General features: G+C 71.9%; 20 protein-coding genes and 7 tRNA genes. 8 read left to right on the forward strand and 19 right to left on the reverse strand.

Annotation, left to right across the window (positions count from 1 at the left end; genetic code table 11):
- Complete coding sequence (locus FDO69_RS21225) at positions 1-1,839, forward strand: HSP90 family protein (protein WP_104781583.1); 1,839 nt, start codon at positions 1-3, stop codon at positions 1,837-1,839.
- Positions 1,836-4,793: a hypothetical protein gene (locus tag FDO69_RS21230; RefSeq protein ID WP_104781446.1), complete on the forward strand. Its 2,958-nt coding sequence runs from the start codon at positions 1,836-1,838 to the stop codon at positions 4,791-4,793. Before FDO69_RS21225 ends, FDO69_RS21230 begins: the two co-directional genes overlap by 4 nt.
- A 25-nt stretch (positions 4,794-4,818) precedes the next feature.
- Here the strand turns inward: FDO69_RS21230 and FDO69_RS21235 are convergent, their stop codons facing one another.
- Entirely contained in the window at positions 4,819-6,744 is a 1,926-nt protein-coding gene (locus tag FDO69_RS21235; RefSeq protein WP_104781447.1) for a DAK2 domain-containing protein, read from the reverse strand.
- 267 nt (positions 6,745-7,011) lie between these two features.
- Here FDO69_RS21235 and rpmB point away from each other — a divergent pair, with 267 nt between their 5' ends.
- Positions 7,012-7,197, forward strand: a complete 186-nt coding sequence (gene rpmB / locus FDO69_RS21240; RefSeq protein WP_004924906.1) for a 50S ribosomal protein L28 — start codon at positions 7,012-7,014, stop codon at positions 7,195-7,197.
- 92 nt (positions 7,198-7,289) lie between these two features.
- Here rpmB and thiD read toward each other — a convergent pair whose 3' ends face one another.
- Both thiD and FDO69_RS21250 read right to left on the reverse strand, forming a co-directional pair.
- Complete coding sequence (gene thiD, locus FDO69_RS21245) at positions 7,290-8,087, reverse strand: bifunctional hydroxymethylpyrimidine kinase/phosphomethylpyrimidine kinase (RefSeq protein ID WP_104781448.1); 798 nt, start codon at positions 8,085-8,087, stop codon at positions 7,290-7,292.
- Positions 8,084-9,049 carry a thiamine-phosphate kinase gene (locus tag FDO69_RS21250; protein ID WP_104781449.1) on the reverse strand — a complete coding sequence of 322 codons (966 nt, stop codon included), beginning with the start codon at positions 9,047-9,049 and terminating at the stop codon, positions 8,084-8,086. Before FDO69_RS21250 ends, thiD begins: the two co-directional genes overlap by 4 nt.
- Before the next feature lie 206 nt (positions 9,050-9,255).
- On the opposite strand from FDO69_RS21250, the gene FDO69_RS21255 reads away from it, so the two are divergent.
- Together FDO69_RS21255 and FDO69_RS21260 are read left to right on the forward strand one after the other, a co-directional pair.
- On the forward strand, positions 9,256-9,489 hold the full coding sequence (locus FDO69_RS21255; RefSeq protein WP_104781450.1) for an Lrp/AsnC ligand binding domain-containing protein: 234 nt from the start codon (positions 9,256-9,258) through the stop codon (positions 9,487-9,489).
- A gap of 20 nt (positions 9,490-9,509) precedes the next feature.
- On the forward strand, positions 9,510-10,028 hold the full coding sequence (locus FDO69_RS21260) for a DUF3515 domain-containing protein (protein ID WP_234388022.1): 519 nt from the start codon (positions 9,510-9,512) through the stop codon (positions 10,026-10,028).
- Between the two features lie 82 nt (positions 10,029-10,110).
- Here the strand turns inward: FDO69_RS21260 and FDO69_RS21265 are convergent, their stop codons facing one another.
- Genes FDO69_RS21265 through FDO69_RS21275 form a run of 3 tightly spaced genes read right to left on the reverse strand, consistent with a single transcriptional unit; the run spans position 10,111 to position 13,126 of the window.
- Positions 10,111-11,268: a D-alanine--D-alanine ligase family protein gene (locus FDO69_RS21265; protein ID WP_104781451.1), complete on the reverse strand. Its 1,158-nt coding sequence runs from the start codon at positions 11,266-11,268 to the stop codon at positions 10,111-10,113.
- A 59-nt stretch (positions 11,269-11,327) separates the two neighbouring features.
- Positions 11,328-12,338 carry an NAD(P)H-dependent glycerol-3-phosphate dehydrogenase gene (locus tag FDO69_RS21270; protein ID WP_104781452.1) on the reverse strand — a complete coding sequence of 337 codons (1,011 nt, stop codon included), beginning with the start codon at positions 12,336-12,338 and terminating at the stop codon, positions 11,328-11,330.
- Positions 12,335-13,126, reverse strand: coding sequence for a lysophospholipid acyltransferase family protein (locus tag FDO69_RS21275; protein ID WP_104781453.1), 792 nt, complete (start codon positions 13,124-13,126; stop codon positions 12,335-12,337). The genes FDO69_RS21270 and FDO69_RS21275 overlap by 4 nt, the downstream gene beginning before the upstream one ends.
- Positions 13,127-13,284: 158 nt before the next feature.
- Here FDO69_RS21275 and cofC point away from each other — a divergent pair, with 158 nt between their 5' ends.
- Complete coding sequence (gene cofC / locus FDO69_RS21280) at positions 13,285-13,923, forward strand: 2-phospho-L-lactate guanylyltransferase (protein ID WP_104781454.1); 639 nt, start codon at positions 13,285-13,287, stop codon at positions 13,921-13,923.
- Positions 13,924-13,932: 9 nt separating this feature from the next.
- The gene (locus tag FDO69_RS21285; RefSeq protein ID WP_104781455.1) at positions 13,933-14,136 is read left to right on the forward strand and encodes a hypothetical protein; all 204 of its coding nucleotides are present in this window, start codon (positions 13,933-13,935) and stop codon (positions 14,134-14,136) included.
- A gap of 79 nt (positions 14,137-14,215) precedes the next feature.
- Here the strand turns inward: FDO69_RS21285 and FDO69_RS21290 are convergent, their stop codons facing one another.
- The 4 genes from FDO69_RS21290 to leuC all read right to left on the reverse strand — a co-directional run bounded on the left by FDO69_RS21290 (position 14,216) and on the right by leuC (position 17,524).
- Positions 14,216-14,857 (reverse strand): HU family DNA-binding protein, encoded by a 642-nt coding sequence (locus tag FDO69_RS21290; protein WP_030851950.1) that lies wholly within the window; start codon positions 14,855-14,857, stop codon positions 14,216-14,218.
- A 136-nt stretch (positions 14,858-14,993) separates the two neighbouring features.
- On the reverse strand, positions 14,994-15,224 hold the full coding sequence (locus FDO69_RS21295; RefSeq protein WP_053668772.1) for an SCO5555 family protein: 231 nt from the start codon (positions 15,222-15,224) through the stop codon (positions 14,994-14,996).
- 276 nt (positions 15,225-15,500) lie between these two features.
- Positions 15,501-16,094: a 3-isopropylmalate dehydratase small subunit gene (leuD, locus tag FDO69_RS21300; protein WP_104781456.1), complete on the reverse strand. Its 594-nt coding sequence runs from the start codon at positions 16,092-16,094 to the stop codon at positions 15,501-15,503.
- Between the two features lie 2 nt (positions 16,095-16,096).
- The gene (leuC, locus tag FDO69_RS21305; protein ID WP_104781457.1) at positions 16,097-17,524 is read right to left on the reverse strand and encodes a 3-isopropylmalate dehydratase large subunit; all 1,428 of its coding nucleotides are present in this window, start codon (positions 17,522-17,524) and stop codon (positions 16,097-16,099) included.
- 195 nt (positions 17,525-17,719) lie between these two features.
- Between leuC and ndgR the strand changes: the two genes are divergently transcribed.
- On the forward strand, positions 17,720-18,436 hold the full coding sequence (gene ndgR, locus FDO69_RS21310) for an IclR family transcriptional regulator NdgR (RefSeq protein ID WP_003993203.1): 717 nt from the start codon (positions 17,720-17,722) through the stop codon (positions 18,434-18,436).
- 185 nt (positions 18,437-18,621) lie between these two features.
- Here the strand turns inward: ndgR and FDO69_RS21315 are convergent.
- The 9 genes from FDO69_RS21315 to FDO69_RS21355 form a co-directional block, all read right to left on the reverse strand.
- Positions 18,622-18,694 (reverse strand) — tRNA-Glu (locus FDO69_RS21315).
- Positions 18,695-18,722: 28 nt separating this feature from the next.
- Positions 18,723-18,794, reverse strand: a tRNA-Gln gene (locus FDO69_RS21320).
- Between the two features lie 20 nt (positions 18,795-18,814).
- A tRNA-Glu gene (locus tag FDO69_RS21325) sits at positions 18,815-18,887 on the reverse strand.
- 47 nt (positions 18,888-18,934) lie between these two features.
- Positions 18,935-19,007 (reverse strand) — tRNA-Glu (locus tag FDO69_RS21330).
- A 47-nt stretch (positions 19,008-19,054) separates the two neighbouring features.
- Positions 19,055-19,127 (reverse strand) — tRNA-Glu (locus FDO69_RS21335).
- 47 nt (positions 19,128-19,174) lie between these two features.
- A tRNA-Glu gene (locus tag FDO69_RS21340) sits at positions 19,175-19,247 on the reverse strand.
- Between the two features lie 21 nt (positions 19,248-19,268).
- Positions 19,269-19,340, reverse strand: a tRNA-Gln gene (locus FDO69_RS21345).
- Between the two features lie 89 nt (positions 19,341-19,429).
- Positions 19,430-20,161: an HAD family hydrolase gene (locus FDO69_RS21350; protein ID WP_104781458.1), complete on the reverse strand. Its 732-nt coding sequence runs from the start codon at positions 20,159-20,161 to the stop codon at positions 19,430-19,432.
- A gap of 29 nt (positions 20,162-20,190) precedes the next feature.
- Positions 20,191-22,407: a FlgD immunoglobulin-like domain containing protein gene (locus tag FDO69_RS21355; RefSeq protein WP_138430135.1), complete on the reverse strand. Its 2,217-nt coding sequence runs from the start codon at positions 22,405-22,407 to the stop codon at positions 20,191-20,193.
- Positions 22,408-22,554: the final 147 nt, after the last annotated feature.

The raw sequence follows: 22,554 nt of genomic DNA on the forward strand, positions 1-22,554 counted from the left end.
ATGGACTCCCAGACCTCACAGCCCTCCCAGGCACCCCATTCGCCCCCGTCACCTCATACGTTCCAGGTCGACCTGCGCGGTCTGGTGGACCTGCTCTCCCACCACCTCTACTCCAGCCCCAGGGTGTATCTGCGCGAACTGCTGCAGAACGCCGTGGACGCCGTCACGGCCCGACTGGTGGACGAGCCGGACGCCCCTGCCCGGGTCCGGCTGCACGCCGAGGGCGGTGCCCTGCGCGTCGAGGACACCGGCGTGGGGCTCACCGAGGCGGACGTGCACAGCCTGCTGGCCACCATCGGGCGCAGCTCCAAGCGGGCCGAGGGGCTCGAAGAGGCGCGGTCCGACTTCCTCGGGCAATTCGGCATCGGGCTGCTGGCCTGTTTCGTCGTCGCCGAGCGGATCCGGGTCGTCAGCCGCAGCGCCCGTACGCCCGGGGCGCCGCCGGTGGAGTGGACGGCGTCCGACGACGGTTCGTACACCGTGCGGACGCTGCCGGACGCCGAGCGGCCCGAACCGGGCACGACCGTTCACCTGGTGGCCCGGGCCGGTGCCGCGGAGTGGCTCGCGCCCGGGCGGGTCGAGGCGCTGGCCCGGGACTTCGGGTCGCTGCTGCCGTACGACGTCCGGGTCGGCGACGAGGCGGTCACCGACCTTCCGGCGCCCTGGGACCGCCCGTATCCGGGCCCGGCCGCCCGCCGCGTCGCCCTCGCCCGGCACTGCCACGACCTGTTCGGCTTCACCCCGCTGGACACGATCGACCTGTCCGTGCCGCTGGCCGGCATCCGAGGAGTGGCGTACGTGCTGCCGTCGGCGGTGAGCCCGGCCCAGCGCGCTGGCCACCGGGTGCACCTGAAGGGCATGCTGCTGACCGAGCGGGCCGAACAGCTGCTGCCCGACTGGGCGTTCTTCGTGCGCTGCGTCCTCGACACGGACAGTCTGCGGCCCACGGCGTCACGCGAGGCGCTGTACGAGGACGAGACGCTGGCCGGCGTGCGGGAGGCGCTGGGCGAGCGGATCCGTGCCTGGCTGACGGGGCTGGCGGCCGGTGATCCGGACCGGCTGGCCGCGTTCCTGGCGGTGCACCACCTGGGCGTGAAGTCGCTGGCCCGGCACGACCGGGAGATGCTGCGCACGATGCTTCCGTGGCTGCCGTTCGAGACGACCGACGGGCGGCTGTCCCTGGAGGAGTTCGCGCAGCGGCACCCGGTGGTGCACTTCACGCGGACCGTCGAGGAGTACCGGCAGGTCGCGCCGATCGCGTCCGCGCAGGGCATCGGCGTGATCAACGGCGGTTACACGTACGACAGCGAGCTGGTTCAGGCGCTGCCGTCGGTGCGGCCGGGGACCGTGGTCGCCGAGCTGGACGCGGAGACGGTCACCGCGCATCTGGACGCGGTCGACCCGGCCGAGGAGCTGGCCCTGTCCGGTTTCCTGGCGGCGGCCCGGGCCCGGCTCGACCCGCTCGGCTGTGACGTCGTCCTGCGGGCCTTCCACCCGCTGTCCGTGCCCGCGCTGCACCTCGACGACCGGGACGCCCGGCACGAGCAGGCCCGGGCGGACGCCGAGGAGCGGGCCGACGACCTGTGGGCGGGCATCCTCGGCTCCCTGCGCGGCAGCGCACCGCGCGCGCGGCTGGTGCTCAACCATCTCAACCCGCTGGTGCGGCGGATCAGCGCGCTGCCCGACCCGGAGCTGATCGGCACCGCCACCGAGTCGCTGTACGGGCAGGCGCTGCTGATGGCGCAGCGGCCGCTGAGGCCGGCCGACTCGGCGCTGCTCAACCGCGCGTTCATCGGCCTCCTGGAGTGGGCCACGCACAGCGAGGACGGTCAGGCATGACGGAGATCACGGACTTCGACGCCCTGCGCGAGGCGATGGCGGAGAACTCCGGACAGCCGGAGGGGCCGGCCCGCAACGCCCGCGCGGAGGAGCTGCTGACGGCGGCCGAGAAGCTGGGCATTCCGCTCGCCGTGATCGAGGCACTCGGCCACCAGCTGAAGGTCTACAACTACAGCTCCGAGAAGGGGAAGATGTTCGTCCCCTTCGCACGGCTGCTGCGGATGTGGGACGAACGGCCCGAGGACTTCGACGAGTACGAGACCCACTCGCTGCACTGGGTCTTCAAGTGGGTCTCGGCCGGCATGCTGGACCAGCCGCACATCCCGCTCGCGTCGATCGAGCAGTGGCTCGGCGAGATGGAGCACCGCTACCGGCTCGCCGGGCACTCCGAGCGGGCCGTGCGCAGCGCCGAGCACAGTGTGGCCGCGCACATAGGGGACGTTGCGCGGGCCGAGCGGGCGTACGCCGCGTGGCTGGCCGCCGACCGGGACGCCATGGCGGACTGCCACGCCTGCGAGTTGCACGGGCAGGGCTGGTGGCAGGCGGAGCAAGGGCGGGACGCCGAGGCGCTTCGGTTGTGGCGGCCGGTGCTGGAGGGCGAGTTCACCTGCGCACACGAGCCCCACACGGCCTTCGCGTCCTCCCTCGTGCCGCTGCTGCGGCTGGGCCGCCCGGACGAGGCCCGGGCCAACCACCTGCGGGGCTTCCGGCTCGTCCGGGCGATGGAGAGCATGCGCGGTGCGTACGCCGAGCACGTGGAGTTCTGCGCGCTGACCGGCAACGAGGCCCGGGGCCTGGAGCTGCTCGCGGAGCGGCCGGCGTACTTCACCGACGACGGGCATCCGCAGAGCAGGCTGGACTTCCTGAGCGTGGTGGCCCTGCTCATGGACCGGCTGACCGGGCTCGGGCTGGGCGAGCGGCAGGTGCCGGGTCCGGCCGGGCGGGAGTGGACCGCCCGCGAACTCGCCGCGCACGCGCGCGGGGAGGCCCTCGCCCTGGCGGCGCGCTTCGACGAGCGCAACGGCACGGCGTACGTGAGCGAGCGGGCACGCGCGCGTATGGCGCGGCAACCGCTCGCGGAACGGCTGCCGCTGGGCGTGCGCTCGGTTCGCCCGGCTCCCCCGCCCGTTCCCCCCGCCGCTCCGGTCCGCGCCACTGGCCGGTCTGATCTGCCCGCCCTGCTGGCCGAGGCACGGCGGCTGTCGGACGGCCTGCGGCCGAACGCCGTGGAGGCGTGGGCGGCGGCCGCCGCGGCCGCCGAAGACGCCGAGCTGGACCCGCGCGACCGTGCCGAGATGGCCGACCACGAAGCGATGTCCCTCGGCCCCGAGGGCACCGGCCTGTTCGAGCGGGCCGCGGACCTCTACGCCGAGGCGGGCGACCCGGGCGAGGCTCTCGCCGCACGCGCGCGTGGGGCCTACGTCCGTGCGCTCGCGGGTGACGTGGACGGCGCCGTCGCGGCGGTGGCGGGCCTGTACGACGAGGTCCTCGCGCTGTACGCCGCGGAGGGCACGGGGATGCGGCAGACGGCGTCCGTCGTGATGAGCCGGGCCCGGATCCTGACCCGCCGGGCGCACGAGGGCGAGGACGACGGGTCCGCTCTCGCCGAGGCCGAGGCCGCCGTCCGTGAGGTCCTCGCGCTCGTCGACGGCCGGACCGGCGAGGACGTACGGCTGGCCGCGCGGGTCGCCGAGGCGCAGGCGATGCTCGGGGAGCTGGCGGGGCTGGCCGGGGACCTGCGGAGGGCCGCGGAGCTGTTCGCGCGGGGCGCGGCGGCGTTCGTCGCGGCGGGACTGCCGTGGTACGCGGTGGAGTACGAGGCCCGCCTGGCGACCCTGGCCCACCACCTCGGCGACGCGGCGGAGACCGAGCGGGCGCTGCGGGGGGCACTGGAGCACGGCGGAGCGCACCTGGAAGCGCCGGGCCGGGCCCAGCTGCACCTCCAGCTCGCCGAGGTCCTCGGTGGCCGCGGTGATGCCGTGGAAGCCGCCCGGCACGCCCTGAAGGCCGCCCACTGGGCCGACGAGGCGGGTGAGTCGGCGACGCTGGGTGCCTGGGCGCGACAGCAGCTCGGCGGGTTCCTGCTGCGGCAGGGGCGGTGGGCCGAGGCCGCGGAGGTGCTGGAGTCGGCGCTGCCCGACGTGACCGCCGAGACGCACGGCGACGGGGCGGTCGTGCAGACGCAGTGGTGGCTCGGCGACTGCCTGAGCGAGCTCGGCGAGCACCGCGCGGCCGCCGAACGCCGTCTGCAGGCCGCCGAGATCGCCCGGCACTGGCCCGAGCAGCACGACCACGCGACCCTCGCCCACCTGGCCGGGGAGTCCCTCGGGCAGGCCGGACTGCCCGTCGAGGCGGACCGGGCCTACGCCCGCGCGGGCGACCTGTGGCGCGCGCTGGGCAACTCCCCCGGCCTGATCCGCGCCCTGCGTGCCCGCGCCTGGCTGGCGTTGGAGACCGAGGGCGGGCCGGCCGAGGCACGAGCGATGATGGCGGAGGCGATCCGCGCGTGCGAAAGGGCACGGGAGGAGGCGGTCTCCGACGAGGAGACCCGGCAGCAGCTCGTCGCCGAACTCGGGGACACCCACCGGCAGTTCGCCGACCTGCTGACCCGATCCGTCCCCGAGGGCGCCGAAGGCCCCGCGGTCCGGGCCGTGTTCGAAGAGGCCCTGTCCCGGCTGCAGCGGGCCGCCGAGATGTTCGCCTCACTCGGGGAGGGTGCCCTGCACAGCCGCACCGGCGCCGAACTCACCGCGGGCTGGCTGGAGATCGAGCTGGACCGCCCGGCCGCCGCGAGAGCACGGGCGCGCACGGTGCTGTCGGCCTACGACGGCTACGACGGCTACGACGGCGCAGACGCGGATGCGGAGACCGAGGGCGAGGGCGAGGGCCGCTCGACGGTGCGGGCCCGGCGGGCGGAGGCGGAGCACATGCTCCGCGTCGCGTCGCAGGACTGACCGCCGCCGTTCACTCCACGCCGATTCACTCCACGCCGATGAGGAGCAGGGCCCCCTGCCGTCCGCCCCGGTACAGCACCGTGTCGACGGCGAGGTATGCCTCGCGGACCCGGCTCTCCAGACGCGCGGCGACGGTGTCGGGGACGTCGTCGCCGAGGACCAGGGTGACCATCTCGCCCCCGGCCGAGAGCATGCGGTCCAGAACGGTCTCGGCGGTCACCGCGACATCCGTGCCGATCACGGCCACGTCCCCGTCGATCAGGCCCAGGACGTCGCCGGCCTGGCAGATGCCGGCCATCGTCCAGGACTGCCGTTCGGCGACGGTGACCTCGGCGTAGCGGGTGGCCCCGGCGGCCGATGTCATGGACACGACGTCCTCGTCGAAGCGGCGGTCCGGTTCGTGGACGGCCAGCGCCGCGATGCCCTGGACCGCCGAGCGGGTCGGGATCAGGGCCACCCGGATGCCCTCCGCGCGGACCTGCTCGGCGGCCGCGGCGGCGGTGTGGCGCAGGTCGGCGTCGTTGGGCAGCAGCACGACCTCGCGCGCGTGGGCCCGCCGTACGGCCTGGACGAGCTCGCCGCTCGCGGGCGGCTCCCCGGGGCGGGCGAGCACGGTCGTCGCCCCCGCCTCGGTGTACAGCCCGGCCAGGCCCTCGCCGGGCACGACGGCCACGACGGCCCTCTCGGCGCGCTCCCGAGGCTGCCGCTCGGCGCCGGTGGTGTGCACGTCACCGGCACCGAAGTGCGTGATGCGGACGCGGTGGGGCCGCCCGGCCTCGATACCGGCCTCGACGGCCGCACCCGCGTCGTCGACATGGACGTGGACGTTCCACAGCCCGTCGCCGCCGACCACGACCAGGGAGTCCCCGAGGGCGTCGAGCCGCTCCCGCAGCCGCTCCACCGCCGCGTCCTCGGCCTCCAGCAGGTAGATCACCTCGAAGGCGGGCCCTTCCTGGCCGGGCACGGCGGCGGCGCTGTCGATGCACTCACCCGGGGCGCCGTCGGCCGGGGCGTGGCCGTCGGCGAAAACCTGGCCTTCGGCGAGGGCCCGGCCGTCGGCGAGGACCTGGCCTTCGGCGGGGTGCACGCGCGCGTGGGGGACCCCGGCGGGCCCGGTGCACGCGCTTCCCGCCACCGCCCGCGCCCTCTCCCCCGTGAACGTCTCCACCAGCGCCCCGAGCACCGCGACCAGTCCCCGCCCGCCGGCGTCGACCACCCCGGCGCGTTCCAGGACGGGCAGCTGGCCCGGGGTCGCGGCGAGAGCCGTGCGGGCGCCGTCGTAGGCCGCCCGGGCCACGGTCCCGCAGTCGCCCTCCGCGCCGTCGGCCGCGTCGGCGGCGGCCGAGGCGACCGTGAGGACGGTGCCCTCGACGGGATGGGCGACGGCCCGTCGGGCGGAGTCGGCCGCGTGCCGCAGGGCGAGCCGCAGGCCCCGCCCGTCGGCCCGGGCGGTGTCGTCGTCGGCCAGCACCTGGGCCATGCCGCGCAGCAGCTGGGCGAGGATGGTCCCGGAGTTCCCGCGGGCGCCGATGAGGGCCCCGTGCGCCATCGCCCGGGCGGCGTCGGCGAGCGTCGGCTCTCCCGCGCCCCCGGCGTCCCTGCCACCTGCGTCCGAGCCCCTGGCGTCCCTGCCACCCGCGTCCGAGCCCCCGGCGTCCCTGCCACCCGCGTCCGAGCCCCTGGCGTCCGCACTCCCGGCACCCGCACTCCCGGCACCCGCGGCACCCACCGCGGCTGCGGACCCCGCCGCGTGCCCCGCGAACACCGCCTCGACCGCCGCGACCGCCGACTCCACGGTCAGATACAGATTGGTGCCGGTGTCGCCGTCCGCCACCGGATAGACGTTGATCGCGTCGATCTCCTCACGCGCCCGCCCCAGTGTCTGCAGCGCGAGACCGCACCAGGTGCGCACCGCGAGAGCATCGAAGAATGTCTGCGGCACCTGCGCCACTACGCCTCCCTGAGCTGTCGGACGTGGCAGGCAGCGTAGACCCCGGGGCGGTGTTCACCGGAAGCGGGAGGCGCCGGGCCCCTGAGCTGCCATGGTAGTTTCGCTCTACGGGTGCAGCCGTTGTATGCTGCTCCGGTTGCCCGATCTGATCGGGCCTTCCCCCTGGCAACGCCACTCAGATTTCGACCGGCTGGTCACAGCCCGAGAGTCCTGATCCCGGCCTGCCGGGATCAACCGTAAGTGCATCTGAAGTCTTTGGAGTGACCCGTGGCTGCCAACTGCGACGTCTGCGGCAAGGGGCCGGGCTTCGGCAACAACATCTCGCACTCGCACCGCCGTACGCCCCGTCGCTGGAACCCGAACATCCAGCGTGTGCGTACCGTGGTGGGCGGGACGCCGAAGCGCGTGAACGCTTGCACCTCGTGCATCAAGGCCGGCAAGGTCTCGCGCTGACGCTCAGCTAGCGCGCAACCACTGCTGGTTCGCTGCAGAGCCGGTCCACCTCTGGTGGGCCGGCTCTTTGCCGTGCCTGAGCATCAGCTCCGTCAGCGTTCGGTGCCCGTCCGAAAGCGCCAGCCGTGATCCACCGGCCCGATCCCCCCGCCGAGCGCGAACCCGGCCGCGACGGCCCCCGTGACGTAGTCCTTCGCCGCCGCCACCGCCTCCGGCACGGACTGCCCCTTGGCGAGCTGGGAGGCGACCGCGGAGGCGAGGGTGCAGCCGGTGCCGTGGGTGTGGCGGTTGTCATGCCTCGGCGCCCGCAGCCAGTGCTCCTCGGAGCCGTCGGTGAGCAGGTCGACGGCGTCCCCAGGCAGGTGGCCGCCCTTGATCAGCACCCAGCGCGGCCCGTACGCCAGCACCGCCGCGGCGGCCGTGCGCATGTCGCGCTCCGCCTCGACCCGGACGCCCGCGATCTGGGCCACCTCGTCGAGGTTCGGGGTGGCGACCGTCGCCACCGGCAGCAGCTTCGTGCGCACGGAGTCCAGCGCGGAGGCGGCGAGCAGGGCGTCGCCGTGCTTGGAGACGCCCACCGGATCGACGACCGCCGGGGCGTCCGTCCCGGCGATCAACTCGGCGACCGCCTCCACGAGTTCCGCCGAGGCCAGCATGCCCGTCTTGACCGCCTGCACGCCGATGTCGTCGACGACACTGCGGTACTGGGCCCGCACGGACTCCACGGGCAGTTCCCAAGCCCCCTGCACACCGAGCGAGTTCTGCGCGGTCACCGCCGTCACGACGCTCATGCCGTGCACGCCGAGCGCGAGCATCGTCTTGAGGTCGGCCTGGATGCCCGCGCCGCCGCCGGAGTCGGAGCCCGCGACCGTCAGGACGCCCGGGATCACGACTCTATGTCCGCGAAGTGGTCCCAGCCGCCCTTGCTGGTCCAGGGTGCCCCGTCGACCGTCACCTGGGGCAGCGCCGAGGGGTTGAGGACCTCCCCGATGACCTTCCAGCGGGCGGGCAGCTTCACGTCCGGCGGGAAGGTCGCCACGATCGCGTGGTCCTCTCCCCCGGTCAGCACCCACTGCATGGGGTCGACGCCGACGGCCTGCCCGATGTCGTTCATCTGGGACGGGATGTCGATCGCCCCGGAGCGGATGTCGATCCGCACCTTGCTCGCCTCGGCGATGTGCCCGAGGTCCGCGATCAGCCCGTCGCTCACGTCGCACATCGCGGTCGCCCCGAGCCCGGCGGCGGCCGGACCCGCGTGATACGGCGGCTCCGGGCGCCGGTGGGCCTCCACGAACGCCCGCGGTGAACGGAATCCCCGCGACAGCACCGCGTACCCGGCGGCCGACCAGCCCAGCCAGCCGGTCACCGCGACGCGGTCGCCGGGGCGGGCGCCCGCCCGCGTCACCGGCTCCTGGTTGCGCAGATCGCCGAGCGCCGTGATCGACACCATGATCGAGTCGCCGCGTACGACGTCACCGCCGACCACGGCGGCGCCCGCCACCTGGCATTCGTCACGCAGGCCGTCCATCAGCTCGCTCGGCCACGTCACCGGCAGCTCGGCCGGGACGACCAGGCCGAGCAGCAGCGCGGTCGGTACGGCGCCCATGGCGGCGATGTCGGCGAGATTCTGCGCGGCGGCCTTGCGGCCCACGTCGTAGGCCGTCGACCAGTCGCGCCGGAAGTGCCGGCCCTCCACCAGGATGTCCGTGCTCGCCACGACCCTGCGGTCGGGCGCGGCCACCACGGCGGCGTCGTCGCCGGGGCCGACCCGGACCGCCGGGGTGGTGGTCAGACGGGAGGTGAGCTCCCTGATGAGCCCGAACTCACCGAGCTCACCAACAGTGCCCTTCATTGCCCTTGCTCCCCTTCTGTCCCTGTCCGTGCCCGGTCGCGAGGCATCTCGGTCCTCGCTACGGTCGAAGTGACCGTCAAGTTCTGCCGGACCTGAACCCCGGCGCGCACAACCCGGTCCCCGCGGGTCTCCCCGCGGCGAGCGGCGACGCGATACCGTGGCGTTCCTTTTCCCCACATGATCCTCGTGGCCGCCCTGGAGGTTCCGTGGTACAGGCGTACATCCTGATCCAGACGGAGGTCGGCAAGGCGTCGACCGTCGCCGAGACGATCGGCAAGATCTCTGGGGTGATCCAGGCCGAGGACGTGACGGGACCGTACGACGTGATCGTGCGGGCCCAGGCCGACACCGTCGACGATCTCGGCCGCATGGTGGTCGCCAAGGTTCAGCAGGTGGACGGCATCACCCGCACCCTGACCTGCCCGGTCGTCCATCTGTAGCCCCCGTCTACCCTGTGCCGGTGAACTCTTTCCGTCACCGGCACCGTTGTGTCTTCCGCGTGTTCCGCCTGCCCGCTGTCGCGCTGTTGATCACTGCTGCGGGCTGCTCCTCAGCAGACGACAGCGCGTCGGCGGCGGTTCCCAGTCCGGACGGGAAGGTCGTGGGACTGTGCCGGAACCTGGACAAGGTACTGCCCGCGAAGGTGGACGGTGAGCGCCGCGCGGATCCCGAACCCGCGTCGGCGCTGACGGCGGGCTGGGGCAGCCCGGCGATCATACTGCGCTGCGGTGTGCCGCAACCGCCGAAGATGATCGACCCGAAGGTGGCGGACGGCCGGGATCCGGATGCCGTCGCCGGGGGCGTGAACGGGGTCGACTGGCTGATGGAGAAGCAGGACGGCGGGGGGTATCTGTTCACCACCGCCAACCGGGAGGCGTACGTCGAGGTCCGGGCGCCCGAGGGCGTGGACAGCTCGGGTGTGCTGATCGATCTGGCCGCGGCCGTGAAGAAGGCGATCCCCGAGGGGATCGCCTCCTGAGCGCCGCGCCGGTGCTTGTGTCCTGAGCCCGCGGGCCGTTCGTGGCTGATCGCGCAGTTCCCCGCGCCCCTCGATGGGCGCTTCAGCGCAGTCCCGTCGACCTGCGCAGTGCCGCCTGCACCAGCCGGTCGATCAGCTCCGGGTAGCTCACCCCGCTCGCCTGCCACATCTGCGGATACATCGAGATGGGCGTGAAGCCGGGCATCGTGTTGATCTCGTTGATCACGAACTCGCCGTCCTCGGTGAGGAAGAAGTCCGCGCGGACCAGGCCCTCGCAGGACGCCGCCTCGAACGCCTCCACCGCCAGGCGCTGGACCTCGGCCGTCTCCTCGGGCGTGAGGGGTGCGGGGACGAGGCCCGGAGTGGAGTCGATGTACTTGGCCTCGAAGTCGTAGTACGCCTGCGCCTCGGGCGGGGGGATCTCCGCGGGCAGGGAGGCCCGGGGGCCGTCCTCGAACTCCAGGACGCCGCACTCGATCTCGCGGCCGCGCAGCGCGGCCTCCACGAGGATCTTCGGGTCGTGCCGCTGGGCCTCGGCGATCGCCTCGTCGAGTCCGGAGAGGTCGTCGACCTTGGTGATGCCGATCGACGAGCCGGCCCGCGAGGGCTTCACGAACAGCGGCCAGCCGTGCTCGCCGGCGAAGTCGACGATCTTCTTGCGGGCTGCGGCCTGGTCGTGTTCCCACTCCCGCGGCCGGATCACCACGTACGGGCCGACCTTCAGCCCGAAGGAGGTGAACACCCGCTTCATGTACTCCTTGTCCTGGCCGACGGCCGAGGCGAGCACACCCGAACCCACGTACGGGACGCCGGAGAGCTCCAGGAGGCCCTGGAGGGTGCCGTCCTCGCCGTACGGGCCGTGCAGCACCGGGAAGACCACGTCGACCTCGCCGAGCGCCTTGGGGACCGATCCCGGCTCGCTGTAGACGACTTCGCGGTTGGCGGGGTCGACCGGGAGGATCACTCCGCCCTCGGCCGACTCCGCGAGCGCGTCGACGCTCGGCGGGCGCCGGTCGACGATCGCCATCCGCTCCGGTTCGTCCGCCGTGAGCGCCCAACGCCCGTCCTGGGTGATACCGATCGGCAGGACGTCGTACTTCGTCCGGTCGATGGCTTTGAGGACGGCGCCGGCGGTGACCACGGAGATCCCGTGTTCGGAGCTGCGCCCGCCGAACACGACGGCCACACGCGGCTTGCGAGGCGGCTGCTCGGGGCTCTGGGGGAGGTTCTCGGTGCTCATATCGCGTTGAGAGTACCCGTTGGTAGGGCCGCTAGTAAGCGCCGCCGGCCTCGCGTCGCTCAGCGTCGTTCGGGCTTCGCGCTGCGCGACATCAGCTCCTTGAGGGCCACCACCGGAGGCTTGCCCTCGTGCACGATGCCGACGACCGTCTCCGTGATGGGCATGTCGACGCCGTGCCGACGGGCCAGATCGAGCACCGACTCACAGGACTTGACGCCCTCCGCGGTCTGCTTGGTGACGGCGATGGTCTCCTGGAGGGTCATGCCCTTGCCGAGGTTGGTGCCGAAGGTGTGGTTGCGCGACAGCGGCGAGGAGCAGGTCGCCACCAGGTCGCCCAGGCCCGCGAGTCCGGAGAAGGTCAGCGGGTCGGCTCCGAGGGCCATGCCGAGCCGGGTGGTCTCGGCGAGCCCGCGGGTGATGAGGGAGCCCTTGGCGTTGTCGCCGAGGCCCATGCCGTCCGCGATGCCGACGGCGAGACCGATGACGTTCTTCACGGCTCCGCCCAGTTCGCAACCGACCACGTCCGTATTGGTGTACGGGCGGAAGTACGGCGTGTGGCAGGCGGCCTGGAGCCGCTGGGCGACCGCCTCGTCGGTGCAGGCCACCACGGCCGCGGCCGGCATCCGCGCGGCGATCTCCCGCGCGAGGTTGGGCCCGGTGACCACGGCGATCCGGTCCGGGCCGACCTTGGCGACGTCGTCGATGACCTCGCTCATCCGCATCGCGGAGCCGAGTTCGACGCCCTTCATCAACGACACCAGCACCGTGTCGGGGGCCAGCAGCGGGCTCCACTCGGCGAGGTTGCCGCGCAGGGTCTGCGAGGGCACCGACAGCACCGTGAAGTCGGCGTCCGCCGCGGCCTCGGCGGGATCGGTGGTGGCCCGGACGTTCTCCGGGAGCTCGACGCCCGGGAAGTAGTCGGGATTGGTCCGCGTGGAGTTGATCGCCTCCGCGACCTCCGGGCGTCGCGCCCACAGGGTGACCTCGCACCCCGCGTCGGCGAGCACCATGCCGAAGGCCGTACCCCACGAACCGGCGCTCAGGACCGCCGCCTTGACCGGCTTGCTCACTTGCCCAGCCCCTCTTCCTGCACGGTCTGCCCGGCCTCCTGGTGCGTCTGTGTCTGTGCCTGTGTGCGGCGCCGCTGCTCGATCCGCTCCCGGCGCGGGTCGTACGGCGTCTCGGGCGCCTTCTCGCCGCGGATCAGCTCCAGCTGGGCGGTGACGGCGGCCATGATGACCTCCGTGGCCTCCTTCAGCAGCTCCGCGGTCATCTCCCGGTCGTAGAACCGCGCGAGGTCCACGGGCGGCCCGGCGAGCACGCGGTGCGTCTTGCGGGGCAGCAGATTCGGCTTCTTCGCGTACGGCGGCAGCAACTCGTTGCAGCCCCACTGGGCGACGGGGATGACCGGGCACTTGGTCTGCAGGGCGACGCGCGCGGCCCCGGTCTTGGCGGTCATGGGCCAGCCGTCCGGGTCGCGCGTGAGGGTGCCCTCCGGGTAGAAGGCCACGCATTCCCCGCGGTCCACGGCGTCGATCGCGGCCCGGAAGGCGCTCAGCGCGTCCGTGCTCTCGCGGTAGACGGGAATCTGCCCGGTGCCCCGCATCGCGGCCCCGACGAATCCCTTCTTGAAAAGCCCGCTCTTCGCGAGGAATCGCGGGACGCGCCCGGTGTTGTACTGAAAGTGCGCGTAAGCGAAGGGATCGATGTGCGAATTATGGTTCACCGCGGTGATAAATCCACCCTCGGCCGGAATGTGCTCCATTCCACGCCAGTCCCGCCTGAGCAGAACCACCAGCGGCGGTTTGCAGATCACCGCGGCGAAGCGGTACCAGAAGCCGATTCTGCGGCGGGGCACGCGGACACCTTCCTCTAAAGCCTGAAGCCGGGGCCACGGGGGGCCGCACAAGTGTCGCCCCAGGCCGCCGGTCTGTCGAGAACACCGTACGCCCCGGCACGCCGCCCGCCCGAGGCCCCGGGTGACAATGACCGCGACAAGAGGAGGACGGAACACCCGTGCAGTGGACCTTGGTCGTACCCCTGAAGCCCCTGGCCCAGGCCAAGAGCAGGCTTGCGGACACCGCGGACGACGGGCTGCGGCCGGACCTGGCGTTGGCCTTCGCCCAGGACACGGTGGCGGCCGCGCTGGCCTGCCCGGGGGTGGGGGATGTGGCAGTCGTCACGGACGATGCCCGGGCGGGCCGTGAGCTGGCCGCGCTGGGCGCCGCGATCATCCCCGACGAGCCGGGCGGCGGTCTCAACGCCGCCCTCGCACACGCGACGCGGGCCGTACGGTCCGCCCGCCCGGCCCGAGCGGTGGCCGCACTGAACGCCGATCTGCCGGCTTTGCGCCCGACGGAATTGTCCCGGGTACTGGATACCGCCGCCGAATTCCCGCGCGCATTTCTCCCGGACGCGGCCGGAATCGGGACGACCCTGTTGGCCGCCGCCCCGGGCCGGGAATTGCACCCGGCCTTCGGCACGGACTCCCGGGCCCGGCACCGCGCGTCGGGAGCCGTGGAACTGCCCCTCACCGAGGTCGATTCCGTACGCCAGGACGTGGACACCGGCGACGACCTGCGCAGCGCGCTGGCCCTGGGGGTCGGCCCTCATACGGCCGCGACCGCCGCGCGGTTGCTGATTCCCGGGCAGTAGGCTGCGGCCATGCAGGCGACCGCGTACACGTACGACCCCGAAAGCCGCAGCGGGCAGGTGCTCCTGGACGACGGCACCCCGGTGCCCTTCGACGCGGCCGCGTTCGACGCGGGAGGCCTCAGACTGCTGCGCCCGGGCCAGCGGGTGCGCATCGAGGTCGAAGGGGCGAGGGACGCGCTCCGGATCACTCTGGTGACCCTGCAGACCCTCTGACCACGACTGACGTGCTTGAACACGCCGCGGGCCGGACTCCGTGCGGAGTCCGGCCCGGCGCGTGAGTACCCCGGTGCCCCTACTTCTTGCGGGCGGTGGTCTTCTTGGCGGTGGTCTTGCGCGCCGTCGACTTCTTGGCGGGCGCCTTCTTGGCCGTGGCCTTCTTCGCCGGGGCCTTCTTCGCGGTGGTCTTCTTCGCGGCGGTGGTCTTGGACGTCGCCGTGGTCTTCTTGGCGGGCGCCTTCTTCGCGGTGGTCTTCTTCGCGGCCGCGGTCTTCGTCGTGGCCTTCTTCGCCGTCGTCTTCTTGGCGGTGGTCTTCTTCGCGGCGGCCGACTTGGTGGTCGCCTTCTTCGCGGCGGCCTTCTTGACCGTCGCGCCGGCACCGCCGGTCAGGCTGCCCTTCGGCGCCTTCTTGACGGAGACCTCGCCGCCGCGCGGCAGCTTCTTCGAGCCGCTGACCAGGTCCTTGAAGCCCTGACCGGCGCGGAAGCGCGGAACGGAGGTCTTCTTGACCCGAACCCTCTCGCCCGTCTGGGGGTTACGGGCGTACCGGGCCGGACGGTCGACCTTCTCGAACGAACCGAAGCCGGTGACCGAGACCCGCTCACCCGAGACGACCGCTCGGACGATGGCGTCCAGTACATGGTCGACAGCGTCGGCGGCCTGCTGGCGGCCGCCCATCTTGTCGGCAATCGCTTCTACGAGCTGCGCCTTGTTCACGTCTTCCCCTTCGGAGACATCGCCAGAACGAAAGTGTTCAAGCTTTTTCGCACGTTAGGCAGATATATACCGCAAATCAAACACGAAACGGGCTTATCACCCTTGTGCCGCAGCGAACTCGACGGTGTCGAGAGGTTCAGCGTTCCTCGACGGGGAGACGTCCCTCGTCGAGGTCCGTATTGAACCGCTCCAGCCGCCTTGCCGCGTCGGCGAGATCGTGCTTGGCCGCGGCCGTAATGACCAGCAGCTTCCGGGTCAGCGCCATCCGTACGCCCTCCGGGACTTGCAGTGCGCGCACCCTTGTGTGCGCTTCCTTGAGTTGGTCCGCGACTGCCGCATAGAGCTCGAGTTGGCCGTCGTGTTCCATGCACAGATTGTGCCATCTGGGGCGAGTTGTCGCCTGCGCAGGGGACAACTGCCGCCTCAAACGGCCTTCCCGGCACACGTGGAAGTCACGGCTGTACCCCTCGCTTACCCCAGCAACCACGGGCTTAACGTGGGAAGTTGGCAGCCGAACAACGGGTGGGCAGGGCCGTTCGGGTGCAGACACGGCTGTACCCCCGATCGGGCTGATCGGGGGTACAGAGGGGATGTTGCTGTGGCCGAAAGTCGCCTTGCTCTCAGGCGGCGGACCGTGCCGGGGTCAGACCGGGAGGGTGCGCGGCTTGAAGGAGGGGCGCTTGGCCTCGTAGGTGGCGATGTCGGCCTCGTTCCGCAGGGTGATCGAGATGTCGTCGAGGCCGTTCAGCAGCCGCCAGCGGGAGTTCTCGTCCAGCTCGAAGGCGGCGGTGATGCCCTCGGCGCGCACCTCGCGGGCATGAAGGTCGACGGTGATCTCGGCCTGCGGGTCCTTCTCGGTGAGTTCCCACAGCGCGTCCACGATCGGCTGCTCCAGAACGACCGTGAGCAGGCCGTTCTTGAGCGAGTTGCCGCGGAAGATGTCGGCGAAGCGGGAGGAGATCACGGCCTTGAAGCCGTAGTTCTGCAGGGCCCAGACGGCATGCTCGCGGGACGAGCCGGTGCCGAAGTCCGGGCCGGCGACGAGGACGGTCGCGCCCTTGCGCTCGCTCTGGTTGAGCACGAACGTCTCGTCCTTGCGCCAGGCCTCGAACAGCCCGTCCTCGAACCCGTCGCGCGTGACCTTCTTGAGCCAGTGGGCGGGGATGATCTGGTCGGTGTCGACGTTGGAACGGCGCAGCGGGACGGCCCGGCCGGTGTGGGTGGTGAAGGCTTCCATGATCAGACTCCAGCGGGCGTGGGGGCGTCGGCGGACAGGTCGGCCGGGGAGGCCAGGTGGCCAAGGACGGCGGTGGCGGCCGCGACCTGCGGCGACACCAGGTGGGTGCGTCCGCCCTTGCCCTGCCTGCCTTCGAAGTTGCGGTTGGAGGTGGACGCGGAGCGCTCACCGGGGGCCAGCTGGTCGGGGTTCATGCCGAGGCACATCGAGCAGCCCGCGTGCCGCCATTCGGCGCCGGCCTCCTTGAACACCACGTCCAGGCCCTCGGAAACGGCCTGCAGACCCACCCGCGCGGAGCCCGGGACGACCAGCATCCGTACGCCGTCGGCGACTTTGCGGCCCTTCAGCAGCTCGGCGGCCGCCCGCAGGTCCTCGATGCGGCCGTTGGTGCAGGAGCCTACGAAGACGGTGTCCACGTTGATGGAGCGCAGCGGCTGCCCGGCCTCCAACCCCATGTACTCCAGGGCCTTTTCGGCGGCGTAGCGCTCCGATGCGTCTTCGTACGAAGCAGGGTCGGGGACGGACGCCGAAAGGGGTGCGCCCTGCCCGGGGTTGGTGCCCCAGGTGACGAACGGCGACAGTTCGGCGGCCTCGATGACCACCTCGGCGTCGAACTCGGCGTCCTCGTCGGTCCTGAGGGTCTTCCAGTACGCGACGGCCGCGTCCCAGTCCTCGCCCTCGGGGGCGTGCGGGCGGCCCTGGAGGTAGGCGAACGTGGTCTCGTCCGGGGCGATCATGCCCGCGCGGGCACCGGCCTCGATCGACATGTTGCAGATGGTCATCCGGGCTTCCATCGACAGCTTCTCGATGGCCTCGCCGCGGTACTCCAGCACATAGCCCTGGCCGCCGCCGGTGCCGATCCTCGCGATGATCGCCAGGATCAGGTCCTTGGCGGTGACACCCTCGGGCAGCTCGCCGTTGACCGTGATCGCCATGGTCTTCGGCCGGGACATCGGCAGCGTCTGCGTGGCCAGCACGTGCTCCACCTGGGAGGTGCCGATACCGAACGCCAGCGCCCCGAACGCGCCGTGCGTGGAGGTGTGGGAGTCACCACACACCACGGTGGTGCCCGGCTGGGTCAGACCCAGCTGCGGGCCCACCACGTGCACGACGCCCTGCTCGACGTCGCCCAGCGGGTGCAGACGCACCCCGAAGTCGGCGGCGTTCTTGCGCAGCGTCTCCAGCTGCACCCGCGAGACCGGGTCCGCGATCGGCTTGTCGATGTCCAGGGTCGGGGTGTTGTGGTCCTCGGTGGCGATGGTGAGGTCCAGACGCCGCACCGTGCGGCCGCTCTTGCGCAGACCGTCGAAGGCCTGCGGACTGGTCACCTCGTGCAGCAGGTGCAGATCGATGAAGAGAAGGTCGGGCTCGCCCTCCGCGCGCCGGACGACATGGTCGTCCCAGACTTTCTCCGCGAGTGTCCTACCCATCGCTGTTCCCTCCGGTCGGCGACGGTCCGCCGACCCAACTAGAGATCTTGAGGAGGCAGTGCCCGTACCCCTGATTCCGGGCACCCACCGCCAGGCCCTTACGTCACGGGCCGTTGTGACTTCGTGATTCCAGGGTGGCGCGTTCCACGGAAAATTGAACTTGCGTTTCACAGAGTGAGACGCGAGTATCGTTTCATGGACAACAGTAGCGGCGTCGGCGTTCTGGACAAGGCGGCCCTCGTCCTGAGCGCTCTGGAGTCCGGGCCGGCCACCCTCGCGGGATTGGTCGGCGCCACCGGACTGGCACGACCCACGGCCCACCGCCTGGCCGTGGCCCTGGAACACCACCGCATGGTGGCGCGCGACATGCAGGGCCGTTTCATTCTCGGCCCTCGCCTGGCGGAGCTCGCCGCGGCCGCGGGTGAGGACCGTCTCCTCGCCACCGCAGGACCGGTGCTCACACACCTTCGGGACATCACGGGCGAGAGCGCGCAGCTCTATCGCCGCCAGGGCGACATGCGTATCTGTGTCGCCGCGGCGGAGCGCCTGTCCGGCCTTCGGGACACGGTCCCGGTCGGTTCCACGCTCACCATGAAGGCCGGCTCCTCGGCGCAGATCCTGATGGCCTGGGAGGAGCCGGAGCGCCTGCACCGCGGCCTGCAGGGGGCACGCTTCACGGCTACGGCTCTGTCGGGTGTGCGGCGGCGGGGCTGGGCCCAGTCGATCGGCGAGCGGGAGCCGGGCGTCGCGTCCGTGTCCGCGCCGGTGCGGGGGCCTTCGAACCGGGTGGTCGCCGCGGTGTCCGTGTCCGGGCCGATCGAGCGGTTGACGCGCCACCCGGGGCGTATGCATGCGCAGGCTGTGATCGATGCGGCGGGGCGTCTCTCCGAGGCGTTGCGGCGCACCGGCTGAACCGACGGAGCGTTTCGGGCGAGGCCGGCCTCAACGCCGCGGCAGGCCTTCCCGATCACGCGCCATGGCACGGACGGCTTGATCGTCGCGTGCGGGCCGGCAGGGGTTGCTCGCGCAGTCCCCGCGCCCCCAAGCAGGCATACGCAAGAGGCCCCTCACCGAAGTGAGAGGCCTCTTGTGATGTGTACCCCCGACCGGATTCGAACCGGCGCTACCGCCTTGAGAGGGCGGCGTGCTAGGCCGCTACACAACGGGGGCCTGGACACTGCGTTTCCGCAGGTCCGAGCTGGTCTACCTGGACTCGAACCAAGACTAACTGAACCAGAATCAGTCGTGCTGCCAATTACACCATAGACCAATGTGGTTTAGACCAGTCAGTACCCCCGACCGGATTCGAACCGGCGCTACCGCCTTGAGAGGGCGGCGTGCTAGGCCGCTACACAACGGGGGCCCTAGCAGTTCCGAGGTGATCGTCGATCTGTCGATCTCCGGAACCAGTACCCCCGACCGGATTCGAACCGGCGCGACCGCCTGGAGAGGGCGGCGTGCTAGGCCGCTACACAACGGGGGCCCTAGCAGTTCCGAGGTGATCGTCGATCTGTCGATCTCCGGAACCAGTACCCCCGACCGGATTCGAACCGGCGCTACCGCCTTGAGAGGGCGGCGTGCTAGGCCGCTACACAACGGGGGCCCTAGCAGTTCCGAGGTGATCGTCGATCTGTCGATCTCCGGAACCAGTACCCCCGACCGGATTCGAACCGGCGCTACTGCCTTGAGAGGGCAGCGTGCTAGGCCGCTACACAACGGGGGCGATGCAGATGAGCTCTGCGAGCTGGCCTACCTGGACTCGAACCAAGACTAACTGAACCAGAATCAGTCGTGCTGCCAATTACACCATAGGCCACTGGAACGCAAGACCCGGAGGGTCTGTGTTCTAGCTGTGCGCCTGGGATTCCGGCCTTCCGGCCCGTTCCCCGCGGCGCAGGAAGAACATTACCTGAAGGTGGACGGGGCTCCAAAACGACTATCCGAGCCGAGCAGGGAAGGCAGTTCGCCCAGGGACGCGATGCGGTGCGGCCCGACGGGCGGGTCGATCGTGGCGTACAGGCCACCACGGTCGATCCACACCGACAGCAGTCCCGCGTCGGCGGCGCCCCGTCCGTCGATCTCCGGGTGGTCGCCGACGTAGGCGACCTGGTGCGGCGGCAGACCGAGGGCATCGCAGGCCGCGAGGAACGCCGCGGCCTCGGGCTTGGAGACGCCGAGCTCGGCCGCGCACAGGATGGTCTCGAAGCGGTCGTGGACGCCGAGGGCGCGCAGCTTGCGGTCCTGGACGTGGAGGCTGGAGTTGGACAGCACGGCGTGCCGGTGGCTCGCGGAGAGGGCGTCGAGGACGGGCAGGACGTCCGGGAAGAGGGCCCAGACCGCCTCGTAGTGGGTGACGTACCGCTGGAACCACGCGTCGGCCTCGGCGTCGGTGAGGTCCCGGTCCAGGAACACCCGTACGCGCTCGCGCCGCTGGCCCTCGAAGGTGGCCTCGCCGGCCGAGAAGCGGGTCCACTGCTGGTGGGTGATCTCCCGCCAGTGGTCGATGGCCTGCTCGACGCTGTCGTAGCCGTCGAGCAGGCCCTCCGCTGTGAGATGGGCGCGCATGCCGAGGCGGTCGGCGGTGGTGTAGTCGAAGAGGGTGTCGTCGACGTCCCAGACCACGGCTTGGATGCTCATGCTCCGACCGTACCCACCGCGTCCCGTGCTCAGCCCAGGGTCATGGTGCCGGTGAGGGTGAGGTCCGGCCCCTGGTCGTCGCGGGGGTGGGCGGTGAGCTTCCAGGTGTACGTGCCGCCCGTGGTGCCGCCGCCGCTGTCGGTGGTGCCGTCCCAGGCCGGGCGTACGGCGGCTCCGGTGGAGGCGCCGGTCAGGGTGCGGACGGTCTTGCCGAAGGCATCGGTGAGGGTCAGGGTCCAGGTGGAGGGCTTGTTCAGCTGCCAGACCGGTGCCCAGGGGAAGGACTTGCCGATCACCGACGGCGAGTGGACCTGGGCCTCCATCTGTGCGAGGGGCGATGTGGGGACGCCGCTGGGGACGATCGAGACCTCGCCGTACGTGCCGTCGAGGTAGGCGACAGGGCCACCGAAGCGGTCGACGGCCCAGCGGCCGTTGCTGCCGCCGGTGTTCTGGTCCGTGGCGGGCAGTCCGACCAGGGTCCGGGTGGTGGCCGTACCCGTGTGGAAGTCGGTGAGCAGCAGTTCGTGGGTGGTGCGGTTCTCGCGGAGCAGGAAGCCGTCGGCGAGGCGGGCCGGGCCGAGGTCGGCCGGGACCGTGATCTTGCGGTTGGTGGCCCGGTCGTAGACGCCGGCCGAGCTGCCGCAGGACCAGTACAGCCAGGCGTTGACGGCCTGGATGTCGGTGGGGACGCAGGGGGCGCCGGTGGTGACGGTGGTGGTCGTGCCGGTCTTGAGGTTGCGGCCGGTGACCTGGCCCTGGGTGCTGCCCGGGGCCCACAGGGTCTGCCCCCACACGGCGGCGGCGGTGCGGTCGCGGGTGAGGACGGTCTCGCCCGCGGTCGCGGCGCGCGGGAAGTCGACGACCCGCTGCTTGCCGGAGCCGCCGTTGTAGAGCACGTACCGGCCTGTGCCGCCGCCGGCGCGGCCGCGGGAGTCGCCGTCCGTGGGCGCGCTGAGGACGGTGGTGGTGTCGAGGCCGACGGTGACGACGGACTCCTGGCCCGTCTCGCTGGTCCACAGGTGGCTGACGCGGCCGTCACCGAGGGCCTCCAGCTGGGGGCAGGCGGCGTCGCCGGTGAGGCAGGTGGACGGGCTCAGCCCCGGGCCGCGGCGCGTCTGGGGGCCGCTGGGCCGGCCGGCTGCGTCCAGTTGGAAGCTGCTGTAGCGGAGCGAGGCGCCCGGCGTCGCGCCGTAGAGGAACAACTCGCCGCCGGCGACGGCCAGTCCCTGTACGCCGGTCGCGGCGGCGGGGACCTCGGCCACCTCGGCGGTGGTGAGGCCGCCGCTGCCGTCGGGGGTGATGCGGTGGATGTTCCAGTCGAGGCTGGAGGGGCCCGCGGTGGCCAGGGCGCCGCCGTCCAGGGTCGGGCCGATGCCGCCGAACGACGAGGGGAGCACGGTGGTCGAGGCGCCGGTGACCAGGGAGCGTGCGGTGAGCGCGGCCTCGGTGCCGCCCAGCACGAAGGTCGGGTTGCCGATCAGGAGCTGGTCGCCGACGACGGCTTCGAGTTGGGCGTCGGTGCTGGTCAGGGCGGTGGGCTCGGTGCCGGGTGCGCCGTCCACCCGGATCGCCTTCCAGTCGGCGACCAGCCAGCGGTCGTTGAACGCGAGCTGCGGGGTCGCGGTGTCGCCGGTGACGTACGTGCGGAACGCGCCGTCGGAGAGGTCGACCAGGCCCACGGACGTCTTGCCGTCCAGCGCGTAGACGATCGCGAGACGGCCGACCGAGCCGCCGGTGCGGTAGAGGACGGGCCGGGCGCCCGCGGGGAAGCCGGTGACCGGGGTGTCCACGGTGAGGGTGCCGTCGACGGTGCGCAGCATGTGCAGGGCGCCGGTGGCGTCCATGGTCAGCACGCTCCAGCCGACGGCGGCCCGGTAGGCCTGGCCGGTGGGGATCGTGACGGTGGCGGTGACGCCCGTGGAGCGGTGTTTCTGGATGACTCTCTGGCCGTCACGGGTGTTCACGACGTCGGTGCCGGTGGCCGGGTCGTCCGGGCCGGCGTGGGCGGGCGGGATCGCGTCGGGGTAGTCCACCGTGGTGACCGAGGTGGTCCCCGGCCGGTACTGGAAGCCGGACGCGCCGGCCCAGGGGTAGTCGACGGTCACGCGCTTCTCGGTGGCCAGCCGCACCGTGCCGGCCGGCTCGTCGACTCCGGGCGCCGCCTGCGCGGGCGCGGTCAGCACGGTGCAGGACAGGGCCACCACCCCGCCGACTGCCGCGTGGACGAGTCTTCGTGAACGGATCACGCTCTTCCCCCCTGTACCTGGGCGCACACGCGCACCGTGCGCACAGGGGGCATCCAACGTCCCCTCCGAAGACGGGAGTTGGCCGGAAGGGTGAACTCCGGGTGACGGCTGAGCGGACACGGCGAGGGCGGCGCCCGGAACCGGACG

Origin of the sequence: Streptomyces tibetensis (assembly GCF_007655005.1) — a bacterium.
GTDB lineage: Bacteria > Actinomycetota > Actinomycetes > Streptomycetales > Streptomycetaceae > Streptomyces > Streptomyces tibetensis.

Bases quoted from the DNA above. Each gene is read 5' to 3' on its own strand.
- leuD (WP_104781456.1), bottom strand. From the start codon at position 16,094: ATGGAAGCCTTCACCACCCACACCGGCCGGGCCGTCCCGCTGCGCCGT.
- FDO69_RS21230 (WP_104781446.1), top strand. From the start codon at position 1,836: ATGACGGAGATCACGGACTTCGACGCCCTGCGCGAGGCGATGGCGGAG.
- leuC (WP_104781457.1), bottom strand. From the start codon at position 17,524: ATGGGTAGGACACTCGCGGAGAAAGTCTGGGACGACCATGTCGTCCGG.
- FDO69_RS21265 (WP_104781451.1), bottom strand. From the start codon at position 11,268: ATGAGCACCGAGAACCTCCCCCAGAGCCCCGAGCAGCCGCCTCGCAAG.
- FDO69_RS21285 (WP_104781455.1), top strand. From the start codon at position 13,933: ATGCAGGCGACCGCGTACACGTACGACCCCGAAAGCCGCAGCGGGCAG.
- FDO69_RS21225 (WP_104781583.1), top strand. From the start codon at position 1: ATGGACTCCCAGACCTCACAGCCCTCCCAGGCACCCCATTCGCCCCCG.
- FDO69_RS21295 (WP_053668772.1), bottom strand. From the start codon at position 15,224: ATGGAACACGACGGCCAACTCGAGCTCTATGCGGCAGTCGCGGACCAA.
- FDO69_RS21350 (WP_104781458.1), bottom strand. From the start codon at position 20,161: ATGAGCATCCAAGCCGTGGTCTGGGACGTCGACGACACCCTCTTCGAC.
- FDO69_RS21250 (WP_104781449.1), bottom strand. From the start codon at position 9,049: ATGAAGGGCACTGTTGGTGAGCTCGGTGAGTTCGGGCTCATCAGGGAG.
- ndgR (WP_003993203.1), top strand. From the start codon at position 17,720: ATGGACAACAGTAGCGGCGTCGGCGTTCTGGACAAGGCGGCCCTCGTC.